General features: G+C 60.6%; 30 protein-coding genes. 27 read left to right on the forward strand and 3 right to left on the reverse strand.

All coding sequences use genetic code 11. From position 1 onward, the window contains the following. Positions 1 to 15: 15 nt before the first annotated feature. Positions 16 to 594 (reverse strand): nucleoside triphosphate pyrophosphatase, encoded by a 579-nt coding sequence (locus CKW11_RS08765; RefSeq protein ID WP_095137204.1) that lies wholly within the window; start codon positions 592 to 594, stop codon positions 16 to 18. Positions 595 to 699: 105 nt separating this feature from the next. On the opposite strand from CKW11_RS08765, the gene CKW11_RS08770 reads away from it, so the two are divergent. The 27 genes from CKW11_RS08770 to CKW11_RS08900 all read left to right on the forward strand — a co-directional run bounded on the left by CKW11_RS08770 (position 700) and on the right by CKW11_RS08900 (position 25,636). Beyond that, positions 700 to 1,227 carry a YceD family protein gene (locus tag CKW11_RS08770; protein ID WP_003204262.1) on the forward strand — a complete coding sequence of 176 codons (528 nt, stop codon included), beginning with the start codon at positions 700 to 702 and terminating at the stop codon, positions 1,225 to 1,227. Positions 1,228 to 1,240: 13 nt separating this feature from the next. After that, positions 1,241 to 1,423: a 50S ribosomal protein L32 gene (gene rpmF, locus CKW11_RS08775; RefSeq protein WP_003179396.1), complete on the forward strand. Its 183-nt coding sequence runs from the start codon at positions 1,241 to 1,243 to the stop codon at positions 1,421 to 1,423. A gap of 4 nt (positions 1,424 to 1,427) precedes the next feature. After that, on the forward strand, positions 1,428 to 2,438 hold the full coding sequence (plsX, locus tag CKW11_RS08780; protein WP_095137205.1) for a phosphate acyltransferase PlsX: 1,011 nt from the start codon (positions 1,428 to 1,430) through the stop codon (positions 2,436 to 2,438). A gap of 123 nt (positions 2,439 to 2,561) precedes the next feature. Beyond that, complete coding sequence (fabD, locus tag CKW11_RS08785) at positions 2,562 to 3,500, forward strand: ACP S-malonyltransferase (protein WP_095137206.1); 939 nt, start codon at positions 2,562 to 2,564, stop codon at positions 3,498 to 3,500. Positions 3,501 to 3,516: 16 nt separating this feature from the next. Further along, positions 3,517 to 4,257 (forward strand): 3-oxoacyl-ACP reductase FabG, encoded by a 741-nt coding sequence (gene fabG / locus CKW11_RS08790; RefSeq protein WP_027612356.1) that lies wholly within the window; start codon positions 3,517 to 3,519, stop codon positions 4,255 to 4,257. A 196-nt stretch (positions 4,258 to 4,453) separates the two neighbouring features. Beyond that, the gene (gene acpP, locus CKW11_RS08795) at positions 4,454 to 4,690 is read left to right on the forward strand and encodes an acyl carrier protein (RefSeq protein WP_024076962.1); all 237 of its coding nucleotides are present in this window, start codon (positions 4,454 to 4,456) and stop codon (positions 4,688 to 4,690) included. Between the two features lie 108 nt (positions 4,691 to 4,798). Next, positions 4,799 to 6,043: a beta-ketoacyl-ACP synthase II gene (gene fabF / locus CKW11_RS08800; protein ID WP_003227039.1), complete on the forward strand. Its 1,245-nt coding sequence runs from the start codon at positions 4,799 to 4,801 to the stop codon at positions 6,041 to 6,043. Beyond that, positions 6,043 to 6,858 (forward strand): aminodeoxychorismate lyase, encoded by an 816-nt coding sequence (gene pabC, locus CKW11_RS08805; protein ID WP_095137207.1) that lies wholly within the window; start codon positions 6,043 to 6,045, stop codon positions 6,856 to 6,858. The genes fabF and pabC overlap by 1 nt, the downstream gene beginning before the upstream one ends. A gap of 3 nt (positions 6,859 to 6,861) precedes the next feature. Then, entirely contained in the window at positions 6,862 to 8,049 is a 1,188-nt protein-coding gene (mltG, locus tag CKW11_RS08810) for an endolytic transglycosylase MltG (protein WP_095137208.1), read from the forward strand. Between the two features lie 19 nt (positions 8,050 to 8,068). Continuing rightward, positions 8,069 to 8,701, forward strand: a complete 633-nt coding sequence (tmk, locus tag CKW11_RS08815; RefSeq protein ID WP_095137209.1) for a dTMP kinase — start codon at positions 8,069 to 8,071, stop codon at positions 8,699 to 8,701. Next, a complete protein-coding gene (locus CKW11_RS08820; RefSeq protein ID WP_041069199.1) occupies positions 8,694 to 9,677 on the forward strand; it encodes a DNA polymerase III subunit delta' in 984 nt (327 codons plus the stop codon). Before tmk ends, CKW11_RS08820 begins: the two co-directional genes overlap by 8 nt. A 42-nt stretch (positions 9,678 to 9,719) precedes the next feature. Then, on the forward strand, positions 9,720 to 10,076 hold the full coding sequence (locus CKW11_RS08825) for a PilZ domain-containing protein (RefSeq protein WP_027612362.1): 357 nt from the start codon (positions 9,720 to 9,722) through the stop codon (positions 10,074 to 10,076). A gap of 14 nt (positions 10,077 to 10,090) precedes the next feature. Beyond that, positions 10,091 to 10,882: a TatD family hydrolase gene (locus tag CKW11_RS08830; protein ID WP_095137210.1), complete on the forward strand. Its 792-nt coding sequence runs from the start codon at positions 10,091 to 10,093 to the stop codon at positions 10,880 to 10,882. A gap of 458 nt (positions 10,883 to 11,340) precedes the next feature. Then, a complete protein-coding gene (locus CKW11_RS08835; RefSeq protein WP_007950805.1) occupies positions 11,341 to 11,979 on the forward strand; it encodes a TetR/AcrR family transcriptional regulator in 639 nt (212 codons plus the stop codon). 137 nt (positions 11,980 to 12,116) lie between these two features. Beyond that, positions 12,117 to 13,085 carry a GTP 3',8-cyclase MoaA gene (locus tag CKW11_RS08840; protein WP_064588674.1) on the forward strand — a complete coding sequence of 323 codons (969 nt, stop codon included), beginning with the start codon at positions 12,117 to 12,119 and terminating at the stop codon, positions 13,083 to 13,085. Positions 13,086 to 13,254: 169 nt separating this feature from the next. Then, positions 13,255 to 13,860 carry a DUF4823 domain-containing protein gene (locus CKW11_RS08845; RefSeq protein WP_095137211.1) on the forward strand — a complete coding sequence of 202 codons (606 nt, stop codon included), beginning with the start codon at positions 13,255 to 13,257 and terminating at the stop codon, positions 13,858 to 13,860. Between the two features lie 15 nt (positions 13,861 to 13,875). Continuing rightward, positions 13,876 to 14,436, forward strand: coding sequence for a DUF1285 domain-containing protein (locus CKW11_RS08850; protein WP_095137212.1), 561 nt, complete (start codon positions 13,876 to 13,878; stop codon positions 14,434 to 14,436). Positions 14,437 to 14,629: 193 nt separating this feature from the next. Then, positions 14,630 to 15,346 carry a FadR/GntR family transcriptional regulator gene (locus CKW11_RS08855; protein ID WP_095137213.1) on the forward strand — a complete coding sequence of 239 codons (717 nt, stop codon included), beginning with the start codon at positions 14,630 to 14,632 and terminating at the stop codon, positions 15,344 to 15,346. 132 nt (positions 15,347 to 15,478) lie between these two features. After that, positions 15,479 to 16,354: an SMP-30/gluconolactonase/LRE family protein gene (locus tag CKW11_RS08860; RefSeq protein WP_095137214.1), complete on the forward strand. Its 876-nt coding sequence runs from the start codon at positions 15,479 to 15,481 to the stop codon at positions 16,352 to 16,354. A 270-nt stretch (positions 16,355 to 16,624) separates the two neighbouring features. Further along, on the forward strand, positions 16,625 to 17,443 hold the full coding sequence (locus tag CKW11_RS08865; protein WP_095137215.1) for an SDR family oxidoreductase: 819 nt from the start codon (positions 16,625 to 16,627) through the stop codon (positions 17,441 to 17,443). A gap of 142 nt (positions 17,444 to 17,585) precedes the next feature. Then, entirely contained in the window at positions 17,586 to 18,590 is a 1,005-nt protein-coding gene (locus CKW11_RS08870; RefSeq protein WP_095137216.1) for a substrate-binding domain-containing protein, read from the forward strand. Positions 18,591 to 18,623: 33 nt separating this feature from the next. After that, positions 18,624 to 20,168: an L-arabinose ABC transporter ATP-binding protein AraG gene (gene araG / locus CKW11_RS08875; RefSeq protein WP_095137217.1), complete on the forward strand. Its 1,545-nt coding sequence runs from the start codon at positions 18,624 to 18,626 to the stop codon at positions 20,166 to 20,168. Positions 20,169 to 20,180: 12 nt separating this feature from the next. Continuing rightward, positions 20,181 to 21,149 (forward strand): L-arabinose ABC transporter permease AraH, encoded by a 969-nt coding sequence (araH, locus tag CKW11_RS08880; RefSeq protein WP_027612371.1) that lies wholly within the window; start codon positions 20,181 to 20,183, stop codon positions 21,147 to 21,149. A 187-nt stretch (positions 21,150 to 21,336) separates the two neighbouring features. Continuing rightward, a complete protein-coding gene (locus tag CKW11_RS08885; RefSeq protein WP_095137218.1) occupies positions 21,337 to 22,050 on the forward strand; it encodes a GntR family transcriptional regulator in 714 nt (237 codons plus the stop codon). Next, positions 22,047 to 23,045 (forward strand): ADP-ribosylglycohydrolase family protein, encoded by a 999-nt coding sequence (locus CKW11_RS08890; protein WP_095137219.1) that lies wholly within the window; start codon positions 22,047 to 22,049, stop codon positions 23,043 to 23,045. The genes CKW11_RS08885 and CKW11_RS08890 overlap by 4 nt, the downstream gene beginning before the upstream one ends. A 202-nt stretch (positions 23,046 to 23,247) precedes the next feature. Next, positions 23,248 to 24,714: a cytosine permease gene (locus tag CKW11_RS08895; protein ID WP_095137220.1), complete on the forward strand. Its 1,467-nt coding sequence runs from the start codon at positions 23,248 to 23,250 to the stop codon at positions 24,712 to 24,714. After that, positions 24,707 to 25,636 (forward strand): PfkB family carbohydrate kinase, encoded by a 930-nt coding sequence (locus tag CKW11_RS08900; RefSeq protein WP_095137221.1) that lies wholly within the window; start codon positions 24,707 to 24,709, stop codon positions 25,634 to 25,636. Before CKW11_RS08895 ends, CKW11_RS08900 begins: the two co-directional genes overlap by 8 nt. A gap of 115 nt (positions 25,637 to 25,751) precedes the next feature. Here the strand turns inward: CKW11_RS08900 and CKW11_RS08905 are convergent, their stop codons facing one another. Both CKW11_RS08905 and CKW11_RS08910 read right to left on the reverse strand, forming a co-directional pair. After that, positions 25,752 to 26,132, reverse strand: coding sequence for a Rho termination factor N-terminal domain-containing protein (locus tag CKW11_RS08905; RefSeq protein ID WP_095137222.1), 381 nt, complete (start codon positions 26,130 to 26,132; stop codon positions 25,752 to 25,754). Between the two features lie 135 nt (positions 26,133 to 26,267). Then, complete coding sequence (locus CKW11_RS08910; RefSeq protein WP_095137223.1) at positions 26,268 to 26,522, reverse strand: hypothetical protein; 255 nt, start codon at positions 26,520 to 26,522, stop codon at positions 26,268 to 26,270. Positions 26,523 to 26,561 lie beyond the last annotated feature (39 nt).

Raw genomic sequence — 26,561 nt, forward strand, 5'->3', positions numbered from 1 at the left:
CTGCGATCTTTTGCGTTAAGGGATTTGCACGTCCTCAAGCAGCAGCATGTCGATCAGGCGAATCAGTGGCAGGCCGATCAGGCTGGTGGCGTCAGGTCCTTCGGTGGACTGGAACAGACTCACGCCCAAGCCTTCGGCCTTGAAGCTGCCAGCGCAATCGTAGGGCTGCTCCAGGCGCAGGTAGCGCTCGATGCGCGCTTCGTCGAGCTGGCGCATGTGCACGGTAAACGGCACGCAGTCGACCTGGCAGTGGCCGGTCTGGCTGTTGAGCAGGGCCAGGCCGGTGAGGAAGGTCACGCTGGCGCCGCTGGCGGCCAGTAGCTGTTCGCGAGCCTTGTCAAAGGTGTGTGGCTTGCCGATGATCCGTTCGCCGAGTACCGCGACCTGGTCTGAGCCGATAATCAGATGAGCAGGGTGGCTGGCCGCCAGTGCGCGAGCTTTCTGTTCGGCGAGGCGCTTGACCAGTTCGATGGCGGATTCGCCCGGTTGGTGGCTTTCGTCGATATCCGGCGAGCTGCAGACGAACGGCAGGTGCAGGCGGGCGAGCAATTCCCGGCGATAGGTCGAGCTGGAAGCAAGTAATAAAGGCAGCATTGGCGTCTCCTGAGGCAGGTGCGAATTCTAGCGGAGGCACGCAAGTGACGGACAGGGCACAATTTCCTTTGACATGGGTGGGTGCATCCCTATAATGCTGCGCCTATGTTGAATGACCCGATTCCACCTCACGTTGACCCGCGCAAATTGGCTGACCGTGGCACCACCCTTCAAGGTGAACTGCTGCTGGCCGATTTGAAGAGACTCTGCGACCCGCTTTCCGACGATGTCGGTACGGTGCAGGCCAAATTCGTTTTTGAACGAGATGAACGTAAATCTGTGGTGATCCACAGCTTTATCGACACCGAAGTCAAAATGGTTTGCCAGCGTTGTCTTGAGCTGGTCACCCTGCCGATCCACAGCGAATGCAGTTACGCTGTAGTGAAGGAGGGTGCGAATACCCAGTCGTTACCGAAAGGTTATGACGTGCTGGAACTGGGCGAAGATCCATTGGATCTGCAGTCACTGATCGAGGAGGAGCTTTTGCTCGCCTTGCCCATTGTGCCTGCTCATCATCCGGAAGAATGCCAGCAGCCGGCGGGAGCAGATGAACCCGAACCGAGCGAGGACGAGGTAACGCGGTCCAACCCGTTCAGTGTATTGGCGCAGTTAAAGCGTGACCCAAACGTTTAGGAGTTAATCAATTATGGCTGTTCAGCAGAACAAAAAATCCCGCTCTGCCCGTGACATGCGCCGTTCGCACGACGCTCTCGAGGCTAGCACCCTGTCTGTAGAAAAAACCACTGGTGAAGTTCACCTGCGTCACCACGTATCGCCAGAAGGCGTATACCGTGGCCGTAAAGTGATCGACAAGGGCGCTGACGAGTAATCACTTGTCCGCTCAAGTCATCGCGATTGACGCAATGGGCGGGGACTTCGGTCCCCGCAGCATTGTTCAGGCCAGCCTTGCTTGCCTTTCTGCTACGCCCTCGCTGCACCTGACCCTCGTCGGTCAACCCTCCCTACTTGAAGAACTGATCAACGGCCAATCGGCTGCCGATCGCGCGCGCCTGACGATTGTTCCGGCGTCTGAAGTCATCACCATGGACGAAAAGCCGACCCAGGCCTTGCGTGGCAAGCCGGACTCGTCGATGCGTATCGCCCTGGAACTGGTGCGTGACGGCAAGGCTCAGGCCTGTGTCAGCGCCGGCAATACCGGGGCGTTGATGGCGCTGTCGCGTTTCGTGCTCAAGACCTTGCCGGGGATTGATCGGCCGGCGATGGTGGCGGCGATTCCGACGCAGAAGGGTTATTGCCAATTACTCGATCTCGGCGCCAACGTCGATTGCAGCGCCGAGCATCTGTTGCAGTTCGCGGTGATGGGCTCGGTGGCGGCGCAGACGCTGGGCATCGCCCGGCCGCGTGTCGCCTTGCTGAATATCGGCACCGAAGACATCAAGGGCAATCAGCAGGTCAAGCTGGCGGCGACCTTGCTGCAGGCCGCGCGTGGCATCAACTACATCGGTTTTGTCGAGGGCGATGGCCTGTATCGTGGCGAGGCGGATGTGGTGGTCTGTGACGGTTTTGTCGGCAATATTCTGCTCAAGTCCAGCGAAGGCCTGGCGACGATGATCGCCGCGCGTATAGAAGCCTTGTTCAAGAAAAACTTTGCTTCCCGCGTGGTGGGTGCTTTGGCCTTGCCATTGATGAGGCGCCTGCAGGCGGATCTGGCGCCGGCGCGACATAACGGCGCAAGCTTCCTCGGCTTGCAGGGCATCGTGGTGAAAAGTCACGGTTCGGCCGGGGTTCAGGGCTTTCAGAGCGCGATTCAGCGCGCGCTGATCGAGATTCAGGAGAACCTGCCCGAGCGCCTCCACGGTCGTCTGGAGGATTTGTTGTCTTAGGCGTTTTCGTCGGACAATGCTTAAATGTGACCGCCCGGTTCAAAGGGCCATCCAACTGTCAGTTTCTTGCGTCCCCCAGCGGGGCGTCATTTTTCGACGACAAGATCATTAGGGGCTTGTTACATGTCTGCTTCCCTCGCATTCGTCTTTCCAGGACAGGGTTCGCAGTCCCTCGGCATGCTCGCCGAGCTGGGCGCGAAACATCCGCTGATCCTCGAAACATTCAAAGAAGCCTCTGAGGCTCTGGGCTATGACCTGTGGGCACTGACCCAGCAGGGCCCGGAAGAACTGCTCAATCAAACCGACAAAACCCAGCCGGCCATTCTGACCGCCTCGATCGCCCTGTGGCGCCTGTGGCTGGCTGAAGGCGGCGCGCATCCGGCATTTGTTGCTGGTCACAGCCTGGGTGAATACAGCGCCCTGGTTGCTGCCGGCAGTCTGAGCCTGGCTGACGCGGTGAAGCTCGTTGAGCGCCGTGGCCAGCTGATGCAGGAAGCCGTTCCGGCCGGTCAGGGTGGCATGGCTGCGATCCTCGGTCTGGAAGACGCTGATGTACTGGCTGCCTGTGCCGAAGCGGCGCAAGGCGAAGTGGTCAGCGCGGTGAACTTCAACTCGCCGGGCCAGGTAGTGATTGCCGGTGCCAAGGCTGCGGTTGAGCGTGCCATCGAAGGCTGCAAGGCCCGTGGCGCCAAGCGTGCCATGCCGTTGCCGGTGAGCGTGCCGTCGCACTGCGAGCTGATGCGTCCGGCTGCCGAGCGCTTTGCCGAATCCATCGCCGCCATCAACTGGCAGGCGCCGCAGATCCCGGTAGTACAGAACGTCAGCGCGCAAGTGCCGGCCGATCTGGAAACCCTCAAGCGTGATTTGCTCGAGCAACTGTACAAGCCCGTTCGCTGGGTTGAATCGGTTCAGACGCTGGCTGCCAAAGGCGCGACCAATCTGATCGAATGCGGCCCGGGCAAAGTCCTGGCCGGTCTGAACAAGCGTTGCGCCGAAGGCGTTTCGACTTCCAACCTCAACACCCCAGACGCTTTCGCTGCCGCCCGCGCAGCGTTGGCCTGAATCAGGAGAAACTTGCATGAGTCTGCAAGGTAAAGTTGCACTGGTCACCGGTGCAAGCCGCGGTATCGGCCAGGCTATCGCACTGGAGCTGGGTCGTCAGGGCGCCATCGTTGTTGGCACCGCGACCTCCGCCAAGGGTGCCGAGGCGATTGCTGCGACACTGAAAGAGCACGGTATTCAGGGCACTGGTCTGGAACTGAACGTGACCAGCGACGAATCCGTTGCCGCCGTGATCGCAAGCATTCAGGAGCAGTTCGGCGCGCCGGCGATTCTGGTCAATAATGCCGGCATCACCCGCGATAACCTGATGATGCGCATGAAAGACGATGAATGGTATGACGTGATCGATACCAACCTGAACAGTCTGTATCGCCTGTCCAAGGGCGTTTTGCGTGGCATGACCAAGGCGCGCTGGGGTCGAATTATCAGTATTGGCTCGGTGGTGGGTGCCATGGGCAACGCAGGCCAAGTAAACTATGCAGCCGCCAAGGCCGGTCTGGAAGGTTTCAGCCGTGCGATGGCGCGTGAAGTCGGTTCGCGTTCGATTACGGTCAACTCGGTAACCCCAGGGTTCATCGACACCGATATGACCCGCGAACTGCCGGAAGCACAGCGTGAAGCCTTGCAGACGCAGATTCCGCTGGGTCGTCTGGGACAAGCTCAAGAGATCGCCTCGGTGGTCGCTTTTCTTGCATCCGACGGTGCGGCATACGTTACTGGGGCTACAATCCCGGTGAACGGTGGGATGTACATGTAAGTAAAATGTGACGGATTGCTTCAAAAAAATGTCATACGAGCTGTCTAAAATCCGTTATAAAGCTGCAATCTATTTATAGGCAGAGGGCCGCAGGGTTTGAGGAGTGAAGCTTTCAGTTGAAAAGCTGAAAAGCCTTTCTATACACTTACCCACTGGCCAGCTGCCTGAATTTGTCCATTAGGAGTGAAAACAAGGTATGAGCACCATCGAAGAGCGCGTCAAGAAAATCGTTGCCGAGCAACTGGGCGTTAAAGAAGAAGAAGTGATCAACACTGCTTCCTTCGTTGAAGACCTGGGTGCCGACTCCCTTGACACCGTTGAGCTGGTGATGGCTCTGGAAGAGGAATTCGAGACCGAAATCCCTGACGAAGAAGCTGAGAAGATCACTACTGTACAAGCTGCAATCGACTACGTTACTAGCCACCAGGCGTAATAGTTTGTAATCGTTGTCTGCTGTCATGGAAAAACCGCACTGCCATCATGGCGTGCGGTTTTTTCTTTAGGCCTGATGCAAAGTCGTCATTTGAAAAAGGAGAGTGCTGTGTCGCGTAGACGCGTCGTAGTCACCGGTATGGGTATGTTGTCGCCACTGGGCACGGATGTGCCGAGCAGTTGGCAGGGCATTCTGGCTGGCCGCAGTGGCATTGGTCTGATCGAACACACCGACCTTTCTGCCTATTCCACCCGTTTTGGCGGCTCGGTAAAGGGCTTCAATGTCGAGGAATACCTGTCGGTCAAGGAAGCACGCAAGCTCGACCTGTTCATTCAGTACGGTCTGGCCGCGGGTTTTCAGGCTGTTCGCAACGCCGGTCTGGAAGTCACCGACGCCAACCGTGAGCGCATTGGCGTGGCCATGGGCTCGGGCATCGGCGGTCTGACCAACATCGAAGAAACCAGCCGGACCCTGCATGAGACGGGCCCGCGTCGAATCTCGCCATTCTTCGTGCCAGGCTCGATCATCAATATGATTTCCGGTTTTCTGTCCATCCATCTGGGTGCACAGGGGCCGAATTACGCCATTTCCACTGCCTGTACCACCGGTACGCACTGCATTGGCATGGCCGCGCGCAACATCATGTACGACGAGGCCGACGTGATGATCGCCGGTGGTGCCGAGATGGCCGCGTGCGGTCTGGGCATGGGCGGCTTCGGCGCGTCCCGTGCGCTGTCGACCCGCAACGACGAGCCGACCCGCGCCAGTCGTCCATGGGACAAGGGCCGTGATGGCTTCGTGCTGTCTGACGGTGCCGGTGCATTGGTACTCGAAGAGCTCGAGCACGCCAAGGCCCGTGGCGCCACCATCTACGCCGAGCTGATTGGCTTTGGCACCAGTGGCGATGCGTTCCACATGACTTCGCCGCCTGCTGATGGCGCTGGTGCAGCCCGTTGCATCACCAATGCGCTGCGCGATGCGAAGATCAACATCGACCAGGTGCAGTACATCAACGCCCACGGTACTTCGACCCCGGCCGGCGACCTTGCCGAAGCCAACGCGATCAAGACCGTGTTCGGTGATCACGCCTACAACCTGGCGGTCAGCTCCACCAAGTCCATGACCGGTCACCTGCTGGGTGCGGCGGGCGCGGTCGAGGCGATCTTCAGTGTGCTGGCGATCAACAGCCAAGTGGCCCCGCCAACCATCAACCTCGACGAGCCGGATGAAGGCTGCGATCTCGATTTCGTGCCGCACACTGCGCGCAACATGGATATCGATGTCGTATTGTCCAACTCCTTCGGGTTTGGCGGCACCAACGGTACGTTGGCGTTCCGCCGGTTCGCCGGTTGATGGACAGCTGGGTCGACGGTCAACCGGCTGACGCTCTGTCGCTGAAAGATCGCGGCCTGGCTTACGGCGATGGTCTGTTCGAGACCATTGCCGTGTACGGCGGCCAGCCGGTCTTGCTGGACCGTCACCTGACGCGTTTGGCCGAGGGTTGCTCGCGGCTGGCTATCTCGGCGGATATCGAGCTGGTTCGTTCCGAGCTGCTGAGCTATGCGGCAGCGATGGGCGAGGGTGTGCTCAAGCTCATTCTGACCCGAGGCGACGGCTTGCGTGGCTACGCACCCGATCCTGCGGCGCAGGGCCGACGCATTCTGCAGGGCAATCCACCTGCTGTTTATCCTGCCGTGCATGGCGAGCAGGGCGTGCGTCTGTTTCCCTGCGTCACACGGTTGTCGAATCAGCCGTTGCTGGCCGGGCTCAAGCATCTGAATCGTCTGGAACAAGTGCTCGCCCGGGCCGAGTGGCGCGACAGCGAACATGCCGAAGGTTTGATGCTGGATCAGGCCGGGCGCGTCATCGAAGGCGTGTTCAGCAACCTGTTTCTGGTGCGCGACGGCGTACTGATCACTCCGGAGCTGAAGCGCTGTGGCGTGGCCGGTGTGATGCGTGCTGAAATATTGTTTCAAGCCGAGTCATTGGCCATCCCCACCCAAATCACCGACATCAGCCTCGAACAGCTGCAATGGGCTGATGAAGTCTTTGTTTGCAACAGCGTGTATGGCGTCTGGCCGGTACGTGCCTACGCTGCACTGAGCTGGCCGGTTGGCCCGCTCACCCGTAAACTGCAAACCATTGCCCGCGCGCTACTGGATGCTTGATTCGTGAGACGTAAACTCTTGCTGCTGCTGGAAACCGGACTGGTTCTGGCAGGGCTGCTGATGGGCGCCAGCGCCTGGAAAATTCATTCGGCGCTGGAACAGCCCCTGAACATCACGCAGGAAGAACTGCTGGATGTGCCGAAAGGCTCGACGCCGACCCGTACCTTTCTTGAACTCGAAACCGATGGTGTCATCAAGGACGCCTTCTGGTTGCGCATCTACTGGCGCTTCAATCTGGCCGGCACACCGATCCATACCGGCGAATACCGCATGCAGCCGGGGATGACCGTCAACGGTCTGATCGACCTGTGGAAGCGTGGCGAAGTGGTGCAGTACAGCCTGACGCTGGTCGAGGGCTGGAATTTCCACCAGGTCCGTGCCGCGTTGGCCAAAGATGAAAAGATCGAGCAGACCCTCAAGGGCTTGAACGATAGCGAAGTGATGGAGAAAATCGGCCATCGCGGGCTGTTCCCGGAAGGGCGTTTCTTCCCGGATACCTACCGCTTTGTGCGGGGCGTCTCCGACGTCGAATTGCTGAAGAAAGCTTTTGATCGTCTCGATGAAGTGTTGGCCAAGGAGTGGGAAAACCGCTCGGCCGATGCCCCGTACAGTGAGCCGTATCAGGCGCTGATCATGGCCTCGCTGGTAGAGAAGGAAACCGGTGTGCCGCAGGAGCGTGGGCAAATTGCCGGCGTGTTTGTGCGCCGTATGGCGCTGGGGATGCAGTTGCAGACCGACCCGACCGTGATCTACGGCCTGGGTGATCGCTACACCGGCAAGTTGACCCGTGCTCATCTCAAGGAGCCGACGCCCTACAATACCTATGTGATTCCCGGATTGCCGCCGACGCCGATTGCCATGGTCGGCCGCGAGGCGATTCACGCCGCACTTAATCCGGTGGAAGGCAACAGCCTGTATTTTGTCGCCCGCGGCGATGGCAGCCATGTGTTCTCCGATGACCTGGATGCGCACAACAGTGCAGTGCGCGAGTTCCAGCTCAAGCGCCGCGCCGATTACCGCTCCAGCCCGGCCCCGGCGAATGCGCCTGCCTCGGCGACGGAGGAGGCGACTCCCGCGGCGTCCCCGGATACCGCTCCTGAGGTGCTGCCGCAGGTTCCACCTCAGGATCCTGCGCCAGCCCCGGCCCCTGCTGCCGAGCCTGAGACAGCGGCACCGCAAAACGCGCAATGACTTTGATTAAGGACTGCCTGTGACTGGCTTGTTTATTACCCTGGAAGGCCCGGAAGGCGCCGGCAAGAGCACCAACCGCGAATACCTCGCCGAGCGTCTGCGCGCTGAAGGTATCGAAGTGGTGCTGACCCGCGAGCCCGGCGGTACGCCACTGGCCGAGCGCATTCGCGATGTGCTGCTGGCCCCGGCCGATGAAGTCATGAACCCCGACACCGAGCTGTTGCTGGTGTTCGCCGCGCGCGCCCAGCATCTGGCCGAAGTGATCCGCCCGGCGCTGGCTCGTGGCGCTGTGGTGCTGTGTGATCGTTTCACCGACTCGACTTACGCCTATCAGGGCGGCGGTCGCGGTTTGTCGCTGGAACGCATTGCTGCGCTGGAGACGTTCGTTCAGGGCGACCTGCGGCCGGATCTGACGCTGATTTTCGATCTGCCGGTGGAAATCGGCCTGGCCCGCGCTACTGCCCGTGGTCGGCTGGATCGCTTTGAACTGGAAGGCCGGGCGTTTTTCGAAGCGGTACGCAATGCGTTCCTCAAGCGCGCCGAAGCCGATCCTGCGCGCTATGTGCGCATCGATGCCGGGCAGCCACTGGTCAAGGTTCAGCAAGCGCTGGATACCTTGATTCCGAACTTGCGGGAGCTGATTCGTGGCTGAGGCCTACCCATGGCAGGACAGCCTCTGGCAGCAATTGGCCGGACGTAGCCAGCACGCCCACGCGTACTTGCTGCACGGCCCGGCCGGGATCGGCAAGCGCGCGTTGGCCGAGCGCCTGATGGCCAGCCTGCTGTGTCAGCGTCCGACGCCCGAGGCGTGCGGCGAGTGCAAATCCTGCCTGCTGCTCAAGGCCGGCAGCCACCCGGACAATTACATCCTTGAGCCGGAAGAAGCCGATAAGGCGATCAAGGTCGATCAGGTGCGTGATCTGGTCAGTTTCGTGGTGCAGACCGCGCAGTTGGGCGGGCGCAAGGTGGTGCTGATCGAGCCGGTGGAGTCGATGAACATCAACGCCGCCAATGCCTTGCTAAAGAGCCTGGAGGAGCCTTCCGGCGATACCGTGCTGTTGCTGGTCAGCCACCAGCCGAGCCGTTTGCTGCCAACGATCAAGAGCCGCTGCGTGCAGCAGGCGTGTCCGCTGCCGGGTGAGGCCATGAGCCTGCAATGGCTGGCGCAGGCGCTGCCGGAGTGCTCCGAAGAGGAGCGCATCGAATTGCTGACGCTGGCGGCAGGCTCGCCGTTGGCGGCAGTCAGCCTGCAGTCCCAAGGCGTACGCGAACAGCGAGCGCAGGTGGTCGAAGGGGTGAAGAAACTGCTCAAGCAGCAGCAATCGCCGACGCAACTGGCCGAAGAGTGGAAAAGCATTCCGATGCTGCGCCTGTTCGACTGGTTCTGCGACTGGTCGAGCCTGATCCTGCGCTACCAACTGACCCAGGATGAAGCCGGCCTCGGTTTGACCGATATGCGCAAAGTTGTGCAGTACCTGGCGCAGAAAAGCGCCCAGGGCAAAGTCCTTGATATTCAGGACTGGATTCTCGCCCAGCGGCAGAAAGTCCTGAGCAAAGCCAACCTCAACCCGGCACTGCTGCTGGAAGCGTTGTTGGTGCAATGGGCGGGATTGCCTGGCCAAAGATAAGAATGTGTACCTAGACTCTGAACATCAGTAGTGGAGGTCAACATGAATGAAGCCATTAGCCCGGGGCCGCGCAACGGCATCCTGTCCCTGACGATCAAGGACAAATCGGTGCTTTACGCCGCCTACATGCCGTTCATCAAGAACGGTGGCCTGTTCATCCCGACCAACAAGAGCTACAAGTTGGGCGACGAGGTGTTCATGCTGCTGAACCTGATGGACGAGGCGGAGAAGATTCCGGTGGCCGGCAAGGTCGCCTGGATTACCCCCAAAGGCGCGCAAGGCAATCGTGCCGCCGGCGTCGGCGTGCAATTCAATGAAGGCGACAACACCGCCCGCAGTCGCATTGAAACTCATCTGGCCGGAGCCCTGAAGTCCGACCGTCCCACTCATACGATGTAAGTTGCAGTCCTTTTATGCTCGTAGATTCCCATTGTCACCTTGATCGCCTCGACCTCGCCGCCCATGATGGTTCGCTGGATGCTGCACTCGATGCGGCTCGCCAGCGCGGAGTAGGGCACTTTCTGTGCATCGGCGTGAGTGCCGACAACGCCGCCGACGTCAAAACCCTCGCCGAGCGCTATGACGACGTCGATTGTTCGGTCGGCGTGCATCCGCTGGATGTGCAACCGGGCGCGGCGCCTGCACTTGACTGGCTGCTGCACGAACTCAATCACCCGAAGGTGGTGGCGATCGGCGAAACCGGTCTGGATTATCACTACGAGCCGGAAGCCGCCGAGCTGCAGCAGGCATCCTTCCGCCTGCACCTGCAAGCCGCACAGCAGACCGGTAAACCGGTGATCATCCACACCCGTGGCGCCCGTGCCGATACCCTCGAACTGCTGCGCGAAGCGGCATTGCCCCAGGCCGGTGTGCTGCATTGCTTCACCGAAGACTGGGACATGGCCAAAGCCGCGCTGGACATGGGCTATTACATATCCCTGTCGGGCATCGTCACCTTCCGCAATGCCGACGCCCTGCGTGATGTGGCGAGCAAAGTGCCGGCCGATCGCCTGCTGGTGGAGACCGACTCGCCGTATCTGGCGCCGATCCCGTATCGCGGCAAACCGAACCTGCCGCAGTACGTGCGTGAAGTAGCGGAGTTTCTGGCGATGCTGCGTGGGGAGAGCTACGAGCGGTTTGCCGAGCAGACCACCGAGAACTTCAAGCGGCTGTTTCCCTTGGCGAGTGTTAAATCCGCCCTGTAGGAGCTGCCGAAGGCTGCGATCTTTTGATGTTGTTTTTTAAGATTCAAAATCAAAAGATCGCAGCCTACGGCAGCTCCTACAGGTGCGATGTACGTAATGACAGGGGTTTTTCACCAAATTCCAGGCAAAAAAAACCCGGGTTCTGGGGGGTGAATCCGGGTTAAGACCATTAGGAGTAAAACAAAGGCACACGGTCCCTTGGTACCTTTACCGGCACGGCACTTGGGGGAGATGCCGCCCGACAGTTCAAGTATTGATCAGTCTGGCGTTCAGTCCAGTTAGCCGGTCGGGGTTTTTAAACAAATTTGGAATACGTGCGCTTCAGTTGAGTTCTCATTGTGCCCCCCGCGTTCGCAAAATGAACAAGAAACACAGATATGGTCGGATGATCCGTGCATTTTTGTGCAAGTTAGGCATAATACGCGGCTTCGAATTTTGACCCCTACAGACCTTTTCTTATGCACAAAGAACCTCGTAAGGTCCGTGAGTTTCGTCGCCGCGAGCAAGAAATTCTCGATACCGCGCTCAAGCTGTTCCTCGAACAAGGTGAAGACAGTGTCACCGTCGAGATGATTGCTGATGCCGTGGGTATCGGCAAAGGCACGATCTACAAGCATTTCAAATCCAAGGCCGAGATCTATCTGCGCCTGATGCTCGATTACGAGCGCGATTTGAATGAGCTGCTGCATTCGGCCGATGTCGACAAGGACAAGGAAGCGCTGTCCCGTGCCTACTTCGAATTCCGCATGCGCGACCCGCAGCGCTACCGCCTGTTCGACCGTCTCGAAGAGAAGGTGGTAAAAGGCAATCAGGTGCCGGAAATGGTCGAGGAGCTGCACAAGATCCGTGCCTCGAACTTCGAACGCCTGACCCTACTCATCAAGGGCCGGATCAGCGAAGGCAAGCTCGAAGACGTGCCGCCGTACTTCCACTACTGCGCGTCCTGGGCGTTGGTGCACGGCGCGGTGGCGCTGTATCACTCGCCGTTCTGGAGCAATGTGCTGGAAGATCAGGAAGGTTTCTTCCAGTTCCTGATGGACATCGGCGTGCGCATGGGCAACAAGCGCAAGCGTGATCCGGAAACGCCGAGCAGCTGAATCATTCAGCGGCCTTATTGCGCCATGATTTCGCTACATGACGCAGTACCGCAGGAATATACTCAGGCATAGGGCTTGCTAAAACTTGATTTGTGAGTCAAGTTTTAGCGGCTCGAAAATCTATCGCCGGAGTGATCATGATCGTTGACCGTCAAGGCAGGCGTTTTCGCAATTTGCGCATCAGCCTGACCTCAGCCTGCAATTACGCCTGTACCTACTGCGTGCCCAACGGCAAGCGGCTGGTGGCTGCGCAGGATGAGCTGTCGGCCGAGGCCATGGCGCGCGGCGTTGCCTATTTGATCGAAGCCGCTGGCATCGAGCGCTTGCGTATCACCGGTGGCGAGCCACTGGTCAGCCCCAAACTCGAATCGTTCATGAGCGCCGTCGGCAAGATGGGCCTGGAAGACATCAGCCTGACCACCAACGGTCAACTCCTGGCGAAAAAACTTCCGCTGCTGGTGGATGCCGGTCTGCGCCGGATCAACGTATCCCTCGATACCCTGGACGCCGGTGCGTTCCGCAGTATCGCCCGTGGCGGCGATCTGGCGACCGTGCTCGATGGCATGGATCAGGCAAAAGCCGCCGGGCTGAAGATCAAGGTCAACATGGTGCCGTTGCGCGGGCAGAACCTTGATCAGGTGATGCCGCTGCTCGATTACTGCCTGGAGCGTGGCTACGAGCTGCGCTTCATCGAGTTGATGCGCATGGGCCACCTCGCCACCGACTCCAACGCCTTCCTGCAACAGTTCGTCAGCCTGCAGCAACTGCTGAGCCTGATCGGCGAGCGCTACGAGTACGCCCAGGCCGATGCGCCGGTGGATGCCACCGCCGTGCGCTATGCGATCCCGGGCGTAGGCCATTTCGGCGTGATCGCCAACGAAAGCGTGCCGTTCTGTCGAACCTGTTCGCGTCTGCGCCTGTCATCGACGGGATGGCTGCATGGCTGCCTGTCGTCGAGCAATCGCCACTACGTCGGTGATCTGCTCGACAAGCCGCGTCATCAGGCGTTGCCGGCTCTGCAGCGTCTGCTGGTCAAGGCGTTGGGCGACAAGCAGGAAGTGGCGTTCTCCGGTGGCGCTACAGTCATGAAGATTATCGGCGGCTGAACCCTCTTTTTCGCGAGCAGGCTCGCTCCCACAGGATTGCGAAAAACCCTGTGGGAGCGAGCTTGCTCGCGAATACGATCTTACAATCAACGAATTTCCTGAGCTGGCGCAAAAGCTGCATCCAACGGCCATTCGCCGGTTTTCCGTCACCGGCTTCTGGAGGATGAGGATGCGTAGCCTGGTTTTGCTGCTGGCCGTTTTGGCGCTTGGCGGCTGTATGACTGTCAGCGATATGGCCGAAGGCACTCGCTATCAGATGAGCGACGCGGGGCTGCTGGATCACAGCGACAGCCGTCGGGTGAACAATTTCCGCATTCAGCCGGATTCGTTCATCTACATTGCTCAGGGCTCATTCGCACCGCCGGGTGGCTCCTACCCACGGCCGAACGTGGTGGCCGAAGAAGCCTTCAAGGGCTTTGTCGAATACTTCCCGATGGTCCGCCGCGCGCGTGCACCGGAAGGTCTTGATCAGGCGATGGGCGAGGCCCGCGATGCCGGCGCCCATTACCTGCTGTACACCCGTTTCGCCAAGGCTGACGACCGCATCGGCAACTCCGATGAGTGGCTCGATCAGGAAGCCGTGGATCGCCTCGGCATCGACGGCGGGGTGATTCAGATCATGTTGATCGAGACCAGCACCCAGTATTTGATTGATACTGCACGGATCAAGAGTCGTGGCGGTTTACTGACGTTCCACGACAACAAGCCTGAAGACCTGATCGGCCCGCCACTGGCGCAGTACGCGCGCAGCCTGCTGGGAGTCAGCGACCAATAAATCAAGGAGTACGCCATGAGTGGCCCGCAAAAAGCCAATGACCTGTTGGGACAGATCCCCAAAACCAAAGGCCTGCCGCCGGTGCACTTGTGGAATCCGGACTTCTGCGGCGACATCGACATGCGTATTGCCCGGGACGGCACCTGGTATTACCTGGGCACGCCGATCGGGCGCAAGCCGATGGTCAAGTTGTTCTCCACGATCATTCGCCGCGACGGCGATGATTATTTCCTGATTACCCCGGTCGAGAAGGTCGGGATCAAAGTCGACGACGCGCCGTTTGTAGCAATTGCCGTGGAGGTTGAAGGCGAGGGTGAGGCGCAGGTGCTGCGTTTTACCACCAACGTCGAAGAAACCGCCGAGGCCGGGCCTGAGCATCCGATCCGCGTCGAGATTGATCCCGCCACGCAAGAGCCTGCGCCGTACGTGCATGTGCGCACCAACCTTGAAGCGCTGATCCACCGCAACGTGTTCTATCAACTGGTGGAGTTGGCGGTCAGTCGCGAAATCGACGGGCAGCGTTGGTTGGGCGTGTGGAGCGGCGGCGAGTTCTTCCGCATCGGCCTCGAGCCCTGACAATGAATCAAATGTGGGAGGGGGCTTGCTCCCGAAGGCGGTGTGACAGTCACCCTGTGTATTGACTGCTGCACTGCCTTCGGGAGCAAGCCCCCTCCCACATTGATTGATGGACAACCTGAAAAATCTGATTTGACACCCAATCATATGATCATTAGCGTGGACACCCATCGCCAAGCGCTTTGAGGTCTTCATGTCCAGCAGCTTTCATGCATCAACGGTCGACTGGCTGGGCAGTTGGATTGCCGCTGGCCAGGTGAAACCGGGGCAGGCGATCAAGGTCGAGGCGGATCTGGGTCAGCAGCTCGGTGTCAGCCGCACGGTGATTCGCGAAGCGATCAAGACCCTGGTCGCCAAAGGGATGCTCGAAGTCGGGCCCAAGGTCGGTACCCGGGTGTTGCCGGTGCGGCGCTGGAACCTGTTCGATCCGCAAGTGGTTGGCTGGCTTTCGCGCAATGGTTTGCCGGAAAATTTCGTCGATGACCTGCTCGACCTGCGCCGCACCATTGAACCGATGGCTGTGCGCTGGGCCTGCGAGCGCGCCAGCCTGGAGCAGATTCACGCGGTGCAACTGGCCTACAACGCGCTGGAACGGGCGGTCGACAGCAGCATCGATTACAACCGTGCCGACCAGGCCTTCCACGAATGCATTCTGGCGGCCAGCCACAATCAGTTCATCGAGCAAATGGTTCCGGCCCTCGGCGCCTTGCTTGCCGTGTCGTTTGAAGTCTCCGCTGCCGACCCCGATGAACTGCGTCGCACATTGCCGATCCACAAAGATATGGCCGACGCCATCGCCGCCCGCGATGCGGCGCGCGGCGTATGGGCCTGCATGACACTGATCGACAACGCCGACCTGGCGATCAAACGCTTTTACCCGCAGGTGATGGCCGACAAAAAAGCCAGTTGAAAACACTAATCCCCCTGTAGGAGTGAGCCTGCTCGCGATGGCGGTGGGTCAGTCACAATCGTCGTCACTGACCCACCGCTATCGCGAGCAGGCTTACTCCTACAGTTAAAACAACAACATGAAGGATTCGATATGCCGTTGACCGCCGTAACCCAACACCGCGCCAAGCTCGGCGAAGGGCCATTCTGGGACGCCCCGACCCAGGCGCTGTACTGGGTCGATATCGCCGGCAAGCAGGCGTTGCGGCTGATCGGCAACAACGTGCAGATCTGGCAGATGCCCGAGCACGTTTCCGCGTTTATTCCCTGTGCCAGTGGCGACGCGTTGGTGACCTTGAGCAGCGGCGTGTACCGCCTGGATCTTGATTCCCCCGGTCTCGAACCACGCCTGACGCTGTTGTGCATCGCCGACCCGCAACCGGGCAATCGGCCCAACGAAGCGCGCTGCGACGCCCAGGGCCGACTGTGGCTCGGCACTATGCAGAACAACATCGGCGACAACGGCGAAGACCTGCCGATCGAGCGTCGTTCCGGTGGCTTGTTCCGCATTGACCCCGACCGGCGTGTCACGCCATTGCTGCTCGGTCTCGGCATTCCCAACACGTTGTTGTGGAGCGACGACGGCACCACGCTGCTGTTCGGCGACAGCCTCGACGGGGCGCTCAATCGCTATTTCATTCAGACCGACGGCAAGCTCGACAGCCCTGAGGTCTGGTACGCAGCAGACGGGCAGGGCGGCCCGGACGGTTCGGCGATGGACGCCGAAGGGTATGTGTGGAACGCCCGTTGGGACGGCAGCTGCCTGCTGCGCCTGACGCCGGACGGCAAGGTCGACCGCAAAATCGATCTGCCTGTCAGCCGGCCAACCAGTTGCGTATTCGGCGGTGAAGACCTGAAAACCCTGTACGTCACCAGTGCTGAGAGTCCGCACAACCACCCACTCGATGGCGCGGTGCTGTCGATGCGGGTCGATGTGCCGGGCAAACTCTGCACGCGGTTTGCAGGCTGAATCCCAAAATATGGGATGCAAAATTATATATTGAGATTATTCGGCAGTCGGGTTTATAGTCGGCTCCAGCAGTAACACGCACTCACACTTAAAAAGAACAAAACAGGTGAAGTGATGCAGCGAATCTCTATCGCACTCCTCAGCGGAGCCAGCGTCTCGCAACGGCCCGGCGTCGCTCGCCGCGCCTGCCTGTTTCGTTTTCACAGTCTTCCAGACCGGACATCGGCAGATGCCCGGTTTTTTTGTGCTGACGAACAGGAGTCCTGATCCATGGCTGAACCTCTTTCCTTGCCGCCGGTGCCCGCGCCGCCGAAGGGTGAGCGTTTGAAAAACAAAGTCGTGCTGCTGACCGGTGCCGCTCAAGGCATCGGCGAGGCGATCGTTGCCACGTTCGCCTCGCAGCAGGCCAGACTGGTGATCAGCGATATTCAGGCAGAGAAGGTCGAGAAGGTTGCCGCCCAGTGGCGCGACAATGGCTACGACGTGCAGGCGATCAAGGCTGACGTCTCGCGCCAGCAAGACCTGCACGCCATGGCCAGACGGGCGATCGAGCTGCACGGGCGCATCGACGTGCTGGTCAATTGCGCCGGGGTCAACGTGTTCCGCGACCCGCTGCAAATGACCGAAGAAGACTGGCGTCGTTGCTTCGCCATCGACCTTGACGGCGCCTGGTACGGCTGCAAAGCCGTGCTGCCACAGATGATCGAGCAGGGCGTCGGCAGCATCATCAATATCGCCTCGACCCATTCCAGCCACATCATTCCCGGCTGCTTCCCGTATCCGGTGGCCAAGCACGGCCTGCTTGGGCTGACCCGGGCGCTGGGTATCGAATACGCGGCAAAGGGTGTTCGGGTCAACGCCATCGCCCCGGGGTACATCGAGACGCAACTCAACGTCGATTACTGGAACGGTTTTGCCGATCCGCACGCCGAGCGTCAGCGCGCATTCGATCTGCACCCGCCGAAACGCATCGGCCAGCCGATCGAGGTGGCGATGACCGCAGTGTTTCTGGCCAGTGATGAAGCGCCGTTCATCAACGCCTCGTGCATCACCATCGATGGTGGGCGCTCGGTGATGTACCACGACTGAATGAATCGGGTTTCAGTCGGTGAACTCCGCCTGAAATCCAATCATCATACGATATGACTATTTTCAACAGGCTTTGCAGCAGTACGTGTCACGCCACCACAAACTGTTTAATTTGCTCAAAAAAAATAACAAGGAGTCAGCTATGAAACGTCGTTTCGGGATTCGTACCCTGTGCAGTACCGCCCTGGCGGTCACCGCTTTCAGTCTGAGCAGTACGCTGCTCGCTGCCGATGCCGTGAAAATCGGTTTCCTGGTCAAACAGGCTGAAGAGCCGTGGTTCCAGACCGAGTGGGCCTTTGCCGAGAAAGCCGCCAAGGACAAAGGCTTCGAACTGATCAAGATTGCCGTGCCAGACGGCGAGAAAACCCTCTCGGCCATCGACAGCCTCGCGGCCAACGGCGCCAAAGGCTTCGTGATCTGCCCGCCGGATGTATCCCTCGGCCCGGCGATCATGGCCAAAGCCAAACTCAATGACCTCAAAGTAATTGCCGTGGACGACCGTTTCGTCGACGCCAACGGCAAGTTCATGGAAGACGTGCCGTACCTCGGCATGGCCGCGTTTGAGGTCGGCCAGAAGCAGGGCAACGCGATGGTTGCCGAAGCGAAGAAACGCAACTGGGACTGGAAAGACACTTATGCGGTGGTCAACACCTACAACGAACTCGACACCGGCAAGAAGCGCACCGACGGTTCGATGAAGGCGCTCGAAGACGCCGGCCTGCCGAAAGACCACATCCTGACCGCGGCGCTGAAAACCCTCGATGTGCCGGGCAGCATGGACGCCACCAACTCGGCGCTGGTCAAGCTGCCCAGCGCGGCGAAGAACCTGATCATCGGCGGCATGAACGACAACACCGTGCTCGGCGGCGTACGCGCCACCGAAGCCGCCGGGTTCGCTGCGGCCAACGTGATTGGCATCGGCATCAACGGCACTGACGCCATCGGCGAGCTGAAAAAGCCCAACAGTGGTTTCTTCGGCTCGATGCTGCCGAGCCCGCACATCGAAGGCTACAAGACCGCCGAGATGATGTACGAGTGGGTCACCACCGGCAAAGAACCGCCGAAGTACACGGCGATGGACGACGTCACCCTGATCACCCGCGAGAACTTCAAGCAAGAGCTGGAAAAAATCGGCCTGTGGAATTGATGGCTGCTCGATCGGTGTGAAGAGGTGACTCAGATGCACGCGCAAGTACAGACACATGAAAACAGCGCCGGCGGCAGCCTGCGCTTCAACGGGATCGGCAAGACCTTCCCCGGGGTCAAGGCGCTGGACGCCATCAGCTTCGTCGCCCATCCGGGGCAGGTGCACGCCTTGATGGGCGAGAACGGCGCCGGCAAATCGACCCTGCTGAAAATCCTCGGCGGGGCCTACATTCCGAGCAGCGGCGAGTTGCAGATCGGCGAGCAGACCATGGCGTTCAAGTCCACCGCCGACAGCATCGGCAGCGGCGTCGCGGTGATTCACCAGGAACTGCATCTGGTGCCGGAAATGACCGTCGCCGAGAACCTGTTTCTCGGCCATCTGCCGTCCAGTTTCGGCCTGATCAACCGTGGCGTCCTGCGCCAGAATGCCTTGGCCTGCCTCAAAGGCCTGGCCGACGAAATCGATCCGCAGACCAAGGTCGGGCGCCTGTCGCTCGGTCAGCGGCAACTGGTGGAAATCGCCAAGGCGCTGTCCCGTGGCGCGCATGTGATCGCCTTCGATGAGCCGACCAGCAGCCTCTCGGCGCGCGAAATCGACCGTTTGATGGCGATCATCAGTCGCCTGCGGGGCGAAGGCAAAGTGGTGCTCTACGTCTCGCATCGCATGGAAGAAGTGTTCCGCATTTGCGACGCGGTGACGGTGTTCAAGGACGGCCGATACGTGCGCACCTTCGATGACATGAGCCAGTTGACCCACGATCAACTGGTGACCTGCATGGTCGGCCGCGACATTCAGGACATCTACGATTACCGCAGTCGCCCGCGCGGCGCGGTGGCGTTGAAGGTCGACGGTTTGCTCGGCCCGGGCCTGCGTGAGCCGGTGAGTTTCGAGGCGCACAAGGGCGAGATTCTCGGGCTGTTCGGCCTGGTCGGGGCCGGGCGCACCGAGCTGTTCCGGCTGCTCAGCGGGCTTGAACGCACCACCGCCGGTCGCCTCGAATTGCGCGGTCATGAATTGAAATTGCGCTCACCGCGCGATGCGATTGCCGCCGGGATCCTGCTGTGTCCCGAGGACCGGAAAAAAGAGGGGATCATCCCGCTGGCCAGCGTTGCCGAGAACATCAACATCAGCGCGCGCCGCGCCAATGCCAGCCTCGGCTGCCTGCTGCGCGGGCTGTGGGAGAAGGGCAACGCCGACAAGCAGATCAAGGCGCTGAAAGTCAAAACCCCGCACGCCGGTCAGCAGATCAAATTCCTGTCCGGCGGCAATCAGCAGAAGGCGATTCTCGGTCGCTGGCTGTCGATGCCGATGAAGGTCCTGCTGCTCGACGAGCCCACTCGCGGCATCGACATCGGCGCCAAGGCCGAGATCTACCAGATCATCCATAACCTGGCCGCCGACGGCATTTCGGTGATCGTGGTGTCCAGCGACCTCATGGAGGTGATGGGCATTTCCGACCGCATTCTGGTGCTCTGCGAAGGCGCGCTGCGCGGCGAAGTCAGCCGCGACCAGGCCAATGAATCCAACCTGCTGCAACTGGCTTTGCCGCGCCATCGCGCTGACGGCGTGGCGAACTGAGAGGTGAACATGATGACCATCCAAAACAAGGCGCTGCCGACTCCCCGCAAACCGCTGGACCTGCGGCGCTTCCTCGACGACTGGGTCATGCTGCTGGCGGCCATCGGCATCTTCGTCGCCTGTACCTTGCTGATCGACAACTTCCTCTCGCCGCTGAACATGCGCGGGCTGGGCCTGGCGATTTCCACCACCGGCATTGCCGCGTGCACCATGCTCTACTGCCTGGCGTCGGGGCACTTCGACTTGTCGGTGGGCTCGGTAATCGCCTGCGCCGGGGTGGTTGCGGCAGTGGTGATGCGCGACACCAACAGCGTGTTCCTCGGCGTCAGCGCGGCGCTGGTGATGGGCCTGATTGTCGGGCTGATCAACGGCATCGTGATCGCCAAGTTGCGGGTCAACGCGCTGATCACCACGCTGGCGACCATGCAGATCGTTCGCGGTCTGGCCTACATTTTTGCCAACGGCAAAGCGGTGGGCGTGTCGCAGGAATCGTTCTTCGTCTTCGGCAACGGCCAGTTGTTCGGCGTGCCGGTGCCGATCCTGATCACCATCGTCTGCTTCCTGTTCTTCGGCTGGCTGCTGAACTACACCACCTACGGGCGCAACACCATGGCCATCGGCGGCAACCAGGAAGCGGCGTTGCTCGCCGGGGTTAACGTTGACCGGACAAAGATCATTATCTTTGCCGTGCACGGCGTGATCGGTGCGCTGGCCGGGGTGATTCTGGCGTCGCGGATGACCTCTGGGCAGCCAATGATTGGCCAGGGTTTCGAGCTGACCGTGATCTCTGCGTGTGTGCTTGGCGGGGTGTCGCTCAGTGGCGGGATCGGCATGATCCGCCACGTGATTGCCGGGGTGCTGATTCTGGCGATCATCGAGAACGCGATGAACCTGAAGAACATTGATACGTTTTATCAGTATGTGATTCGCGGTTCGATCCTGCTGTTGGCCGTCGTCATCGACCGCCTGAAACAACGGTAACCCCTAATCCCCCTGTGGGAGCGGGCTTGCTCGCGAATGCGGTGTGTCAGGCAATATTTTCGGCGTCTGACACAGCGCTTTCGCGAGCAAGCCCGCTCCCACAGTTGGCCGCGCCGCGCCTGACCTTCCGTCATCTCTCCCAAAAATTCCTTGCCCGCCCGCGCCCGTTTCGGTTATCACTTTGTACATGATTAGACAGGTACGATTTGACAAGAAACAACGGGTGGTCGACGAACTCGTCCGACGCATCGAAAGTGGCCTCATGGAGGACGGCTTTCTGTTGCCCGGCGAGCATCAGTTGGCTCAGGAATTCAACGTCAGCCGTGGCACGTTGCGCGAAGCGCTGGCCGAACTGAAACGGCGCAATTACATCGCCACACAAAGCGGGGTCGGCTCGATCGTCACCTTCGACGGTGTGGTGCTCGATCAGCGCAGCGGCTGGGCGCAGGCCTTGGCCGACAGCGGGGCGCTGATCAACACCGAAGTGCTTCGTCTGGAAGCGGTGACGCGGCCTGACCTGCTCTCGCGCTTCGGCACCGACCAATTCATCACCCTCGACCGCCGTCGCCGCGCCAACGATGGCACGCTGGTCTCCCTTGAACGCTCTTTGATGCCGGCCACCGGCGGCCTGGAAAGCCTGCCGCGCGTCGGTCTGATCGACAACTCCCTGACCATCACCCTCGCTGCCTACGGCTACATCGGCGAGCGCGGCGATCAGTGGATCGGCGCCGAACCGCTGAGTGCCGAAGACGCCGAGCTGCTCGGGCGCCCGGTGGGGACCGTGTTCCTCAAGGCCCTGCGCACCACCTACGATCGACAGAACCGTTTCATGGAGCAGGTCGAAAGCCTGCTCGACCCGGTGCATTTCCGCCTGCACCTGCAATTTGGAGAATCGAAATGACCGCGCTCAACCGTGCCCTCGGTGCGTTTTATGGCCTGGCTCTCGGTGACGCGCTGGGCATGCCGACGCAGTCGCTGAACCGCGAAACGATCAAGACCCGCTTTGGCACAATCACTGATCTGCAGGACGCCGGTCCTCTGCAACCGATTGCCGCCAACATGCCCAAAGGCTCGATCACCGACGACACCGAACAGGCGATTCTGGTCGGCGAGTTGCTGGTCGAAGGCAAGGGCCGCATCGAACCTGCAGTGCTCGCCCAACGGCTGATCGAATGGGAAGCCGAGATGCAGGCCAAGGGTTCGCAGGATCTGCTCGGCCCGTCGACCAAACGCGCCATTGAAATGATCCTCGCCGGCCACTCGCCGGAGGAGGCCGGGCGTTACGGCACCACCAACGGCGCGGCGATGCGCATCACTCCGGTGGGCATCGCCGCAAACGTCGCTGATCCCGAGCGTTTCATCGCAGCCGTGGTCCAGGCCTGTCAGGTCACCCACAACACCACGCTGGGGATTTCCAGCGCGGCGGCGGTCGCGGCAGTGGTCTCGGCCGGGATCAACGGCATGGACCTGGGCGAAGCGCTGAACCTCGGTCAGCAGATCGCGCAACAGGCCGAGGCACATGGTCACTGGGTCGCCGGCGGGCGCATCGCTTCGCGCATCAGTTGGGCGCGAACCATCAGCGTCGACAGCGACAAGGCACTGCTGGCGGATCTGCTGTACGACGTGATCGGTACTTCGGTGGCGTCGCAGGAATCGGTGGTGGTGTCGTTCGCCCTGGCGCAGCAAGTGGCGGTTGGCGAGATGAGTGCGTTCGACGCGTTGTGCATGGCCGCCAGCCTTGGCGGCGACACTGACACCATCGCGGCGATACTCGGGGCAATGCTTGGGGCCTGCCTGGGTCTTGAGAGTTGGCCTGCCGAGATGATCGAGACGGTGAAGGCTGTCAATCATCTGGAGCTTGAACCGTTGGTGCAGGGGCTGTTGGCCTTGCGTTGACCACATAACTGTGGCGAGGGAGCTTGCTCCCGCTGGGCTGCGAAGCGGCCCCAAACCCTGCCGACACACTGTGTCAGACATACCCCATTGTTTGGATTTACGACTGCTTCGCAGCCGAGCGGGAGCAAGCTCCCTCGCCACAAAAGCAAGTTTTATTGAGTCATTGCCACAACCACAATAAAGGCAAACAGGAGCACTGTTCATGAGTTCATCAAACGCCGGGCCAAGCGCCGGGCAACTGGAAACCCGCGGCATCGAGCCGGTGCCGGAAGCCGAGTGCAATGGCCATCCGCTGCAACTGTTCTGGGTCTGGTTCGCCGCCAACATTTCCATTCTCGGCCTGCCGCTGGGCGCCACGCTGGTGGCGTTTCGCGGGCTGGCGATCTGGCAGGCGATCATCGTTGCCATCGTCGGCGCCGCCGGTTCGTTCGCGGTGGTGGGGATCATCTCGATTGCCGGCCGCCGTGGCCGCGCGCCGAGCCTGACCCTGTCGCGGGCGATCTTCGGCGTACGCGGCAACATCGGCCCGACGCTGGTCTCGCTGATGTCGCGTCTGGGTTGGGAAACGGTCAACACCACCACCGCCGCGTTCGTGCTGCTATCGCTGTGTTCGATCCTGTTCGGCTCGCCGGTTGAAGCGAAAAGCGCACCCGTGCTGACGTTGATCTTCATCGCGATTTTCGTCCTGCTGACCCTGGCGGTTTCCGGCCTCGGCCACGCCACGCTCCTGGTAATCCAGAAGTGGGCGACTTACGTGTTCGGCGCGCTGAACATTCTGGTCGGCGGCTTCCTCTGCGCGACCATCGACTGGAGCGCGGTGTTCAACGCCACGCCTGCGCCGCTGAGCGCAATGATCATCGGCATCGGCACCATGGCTGCCGGTACCGGGATCGGCTGGGCCAACGCCGGCGCCGACATGTCGCGCTATCAGCACCGCAGCGTCAAGGCTGTACGGCTGGTCGCTTCGGCGGCGTTCGGTGCGGGGATTCCGCTGGTGCTGCTGATCACCCTCGGCGGCCTGCTGTCGGTAGGGAACAACGATCTCGCCTCGGCGACAGATCCGATCGTGGCGATCCGCGACATGCTGCCGACCTGGATGGCCGTGCCGTACCTGATCACCGCGTTCGGCGGTCTGCTGCTGTCGAACAACCTCTCGGTGTACTCCGCCGGTTTGACCACGCTGACCCTCGGTCTGAAGGTCAAACGCGTCTACGCAGTGGTGGTCGACATCGTGGCGATCTTCGCCGGCTCGATCTACTTCATGCTGATCGCCGACAGCTTTTACGGCCCGTTCATTACCTTTATTTCGCTGCTGGCGGTGCCGATCACTGCGTGGGTCGGGATCTTCGTTGTCGACCTGATTCACCGTCACTACTACAGCCCCAAAGATCTGCTCGATGTCAGCCCGAGCAGCGCCTATTGGTATCGCGGCGGCATCGAGTGGCGCGCGTTCGGCGCGTGGGCGATTGCCATCGTGCTCGGCTTCAGTTTCACCACCATCGGCACCACCGCCGAGAACGTCTGGTTCAAGGGCTTCCTGTCTGACTCGTGGCTGGGCCACAACGGGCTTGGCTGGATCGTGACCTTCGTGGTGGCCGGTGGCATTTACCTGGTTCTCGGCGGGGCGAAAGATCGTCGCGCCGCGCAAGTCGAGAATGCTCATGCCTAAGATGTTGCACACCGGCCAGGTCATCATCGACCTGGTCATGGCCGTGGATCAGCTGCCGCAAGTCGGCGGCGATGTGCTGGCGCAGTCTGCCGCTTTCGAGGCGGGCGGCGGCTTCAACGTGATGGCGGCTGCCGTGCGCAACGGGTTGCCGGTGGTCTATCTCGGTCGCCACGGCACCGGGCGTTTCGGTGATCTGGCGCGTCAGGCGATGAAGGATGAAGGCATTCACATAGGCATCCAGACGCCTGCGCAACGCGATACCGGGATTTGCGTGGCGCTGACCGACTCATCGGCCGAGCGCAGTTTCATTTCCTACATCGGCGCTGAAGGTGAGGTCACCGAAGAGGACTTGAACAGCGTGGCGGCCGAGGCGGGCGACTACGTTTATGTGAGCGGTTACAGCCTGCTGCACGCAGGCAAGGCGCAGGCGCTGCTGGACTGGACGCTGGCGCTGCCGGAGGTGATCAACGTGGTGTTCGATCCGGGGCCGCTGGTGGAGTCGCCGGACTCGGCGTTGATGCAGGCGCTGCTGCCGCGCATCGATGTGTGGACCAGCAACAGCGTCGAGGCGTTACGCTTTACCGAGGCAGCAGACATTGCTCAAGCGCTGGATCGGCTGGCGGATCATCTGCCCAAGGATGTGCTGATGGTAGTGCGCGATGGGCCGCAGGGTTGCTGGATTCAGCAGCGTGGCGAGCGTCGGCATGTGCCGGGATTTGCGGTAAAAGCCGTGGACAGCAACGGTGCCGGGGATGCGCATGCCGGGGTATTCGTCGCCGGATTGGCGCAGGGTTTGACCGCGCATGAGGCGGCACGGCGGGCGAATGCGGCGGCGGCTTTGGCGGTGACGCGGTGGGGGCCGGCAACTGCGCCGGGGGCTGCTGAAGTGGATATTTTTATCCGCGAATCCTGCGGCGATTGATCAACCGCCTTCGCGAGCAAGCCCGCTCCCACAGGGGGATTTGCGTCGTTCGCAACTCCAATGTGGGAGCAGGCTTGCTCGCGAAGGGGCCACACGGCTCAGCACAAAAAATGGATCAACTCGCTTTGCGCAATGCCGCAATCAACTCATCCTTGCGCATCGAAGAACGCCCGGCAATGTTCTTCGCCCGCGCCTCCTTGCGCAGACTGTCTACGGTCTGAGTATCCCGCGAAACCTTGCTGTCACGCGCATGTCCCTCGCGACTGGCCACTGCGCGTCGTGACGACTCCTTGCGATCTTCGGACTTGGCACTCGCCGGTTTCTTGCGTCCGGAACCACCAGCCTTTTCGCCGCCGCCCGACTGTTTGTTGACCGTCGCCCAGGCCCGCGCTTCGGCTGCATCCTTCGACAAGCCTTTTTTCTCATAGCTGTCTTCGATGTGTTCGGCCTTGCGCTTCTGTTCGGCGGTGTATTTGTCTTTGCTTCCACGAGGCATGGGATTTCTCCTTGCATCAGTAGACGGGTTTCATGTGTAGGAGCTGCCGAAGGCTGCGATCTTTTGATCTTGAAGTCGAAAGATCGCCGCCTGCGGCAGCTCCTGCATGATCATGCGTTCACACAACCACAGCTTCTAGACATCAAGCTTGCGCGCCGCTTCGACGCCCGCCGCACTGAGCTTGATCGGCAAATTCAACGAGTGTTCGCCGGCCTCGTTGCAGGTCACATGACCGTGGTGGATCAGTCCGCGATCCTGCAGAGAGGCGAGGGCGCTGGCCACCACTTTCTCGCCGCGATAATTGTCCAGCACCTCTTTGCCCAGTCCGCTTGGATGGGCGTGCAGCAGGCGGGTGAGGACTTCTTTTTCCAGGTTTTTATCGACGTTCATGGTTACCTCTTCATGGATGTGAATAGGACGCTCGCGTCG

Origin of the sequence: Pseudomonas sp. Irchel s3a10 (assembly GCF_900187525.1) — a bacterium.
Classification (GTDB): Bacteria; Pseudomonadota; Gammaproteobacteria; order Pseudomonadales; family Pseudomonadaceae; genus Aquipseudomonas; species Aquipseudomonas koreensis_G.

Bases quoted from the DNA above. Each gene is read 5' to 3' on its own strand.
- CKW11_RS08765 (WP_095137204.1), bottom strand. From the start codon at position 594: ATGCTGCCTTTATTACTTGCTTCCAGCTCGACCTATCGCCGGGAATTG.
- CKW11_RS08770 (WP_003204262.1), top strand. From the start codon at position 700: ATGTTGAATGACCCGATTCCACCTCACGTTGACCCGCGCAAATTGGCT.
- rpmF (WP_003179396.1), top strand. From the start codon at position 1,241: ATGGCTGTTCAGCAGAACAAAAAATCCCGCTCTGCCCGTGACATGCGC.
- fabD (WP_095137206.1), top strand. From the start codon at position 2,562: ATGTCTGCTTCCCTCGCATTCGTCTTTCCAGGACAGGGTTCGCAGTCC.
- fabG (WP_027612356.1), top strand. From the start codon at position 3,517: ATGAGTCTGCAAGGTAAAGTTGCACTGGTCACCGGTGCAAGCCGCGGT.
- acpP (WP_024076962.1), top strand. From the start codon at position 4,454: ATGAGCACCATCGAAGAGCGCGTCAAGAAAATCGTTGCCGAGCAACTG.
- pabC (WP_095137207.1), top strand. From the start codon at position 6,043: ATGGACAGCTGGGTCGACGGTCAACCGGCTGACGCTCTGTCGCTGAAA.
- CKW11_RS08825 (WP_027612362.1), top strand. From the start codon at position 9,720: ATGAATGAAGCCATTAGCCCGGGGCCGCGCAACGGCATCCTGTCCCTG.
- CKW11_RS08830 (WP_095137210.1), top strand. From the start codon at position 10,091: ATGCTCGTAGATTCCCATTGTCACCTTGATCGCCTCGACCTCGCCGCC.
- CKW11_RS08835 (WP_007950805.1), top strand. From the start codon at position 11,341: ATGCACAAAGAACCTCGTAAGGTCCGTGAGTTTCGTCGCCGCGAGCAA.
- CKW11_RS08840 (WP_064588674.1), top strand. From the start codon at position 12,117: ATGATCGTTGACCGTCAAGGCAGGCGTTTTCGCAATTTGCGCATCAGC.
- CKW11_RS08845 (WP_095137211.1), top strand. From the start codon at position 13,255: ATGCGTAGCCTGGTTTTGCTGCTGGCCGTTTTGGCGCTTGGCGGCTGT.
- CKW11_RS08850 (WP_095137212.1), top strand. From the start codon at position 13,876: ATGAGTGGCCCGCAAAAAGCCAATGACCTGTTGGGACAGATCCCCAAA.
- CKW11_RS08855 (WP_095137213.1), top strand. From the start codon at position 14,630: ATGTCCAGCAGCTTTCATGCATCAACGGTCGACTGGCTGGGCAGTTGG.
- CKW11_RS08860 (WP_095137214.1), top strand. From the start codon at position 15,479: ATGCCGTTGACCGCCGTAACCCAACACCGCGCCAAGCTCGGCGAAGGG.
- CKW11_RS08865 (WP_095137215.1), top strand. From the start codon at position 16,625: ATGGCTGAACCTCTTTCCTTGCCGCCGGTGCCCGCGCCGCCGAAGGGT.
- CKW11_RS08870 (WP_095137216.1), top strand. From the start codon at position 17,586: ATGAAACGTCGTTTCGGGATTCGTACCCTGTGCAGTACCGCCCTGGCG.
- araG (WP_095137217.1), top strand. From the start codon at position 18,624: ATGCACGCGCAAGTACAGACACATGAAAACAGCGCCGGCGGCAGCCTG.
- araH (WP_027612371.1), top strand. From the start codon at position 20,181: ATGACCATCCAAAACAAGGCGCTGCCGACTCCCCGCAAACCGCTGGAC.
- CKW11_RS08885 (WP_095137218.1), top strand. From the start codon at position 21,337: ATGATTAGACAGGTACGATTTGACAAGAAACAACGGGTGGTCGACGAA.
- CKW11_RS08890 (WP_095137219.1), top strand. From the start codon at position 22,047: ATGACCGCGCTCAACCGTGCCCTCGGTGCGTTTTATGGCCTGGCTCTC.
- CKW11_RS08895 (WP_095137220.1), top strand. From the start codon at position 23,248: ATGAGTTCATCAAACGCCGGGCCAAGCGCCGGGCAACTGGAAACCCGC.
- CKW11_RS08900 (WP_095137221.1), top strand. From the start codon at position 24,707: ATGCCTAAGATGTTGCACACCGGCCAGGTCATCATCGACCTGGTCATG.
- CKW11_RS08905 (WP_095137222.1), bottom strand. From the start codon at position 26,132: ATGCCTCGTGGAAGCAAAGACAAATACACCGCCGAACAGAAGCGCAAG.
- CKW11_RS08910 (WP_095137223.1), bottom strand. From the start codon at position 26,522: ATGAACGTCGATAAAAACCTGGAAAAAGAAGTCCTCACCCGCCTGCTG.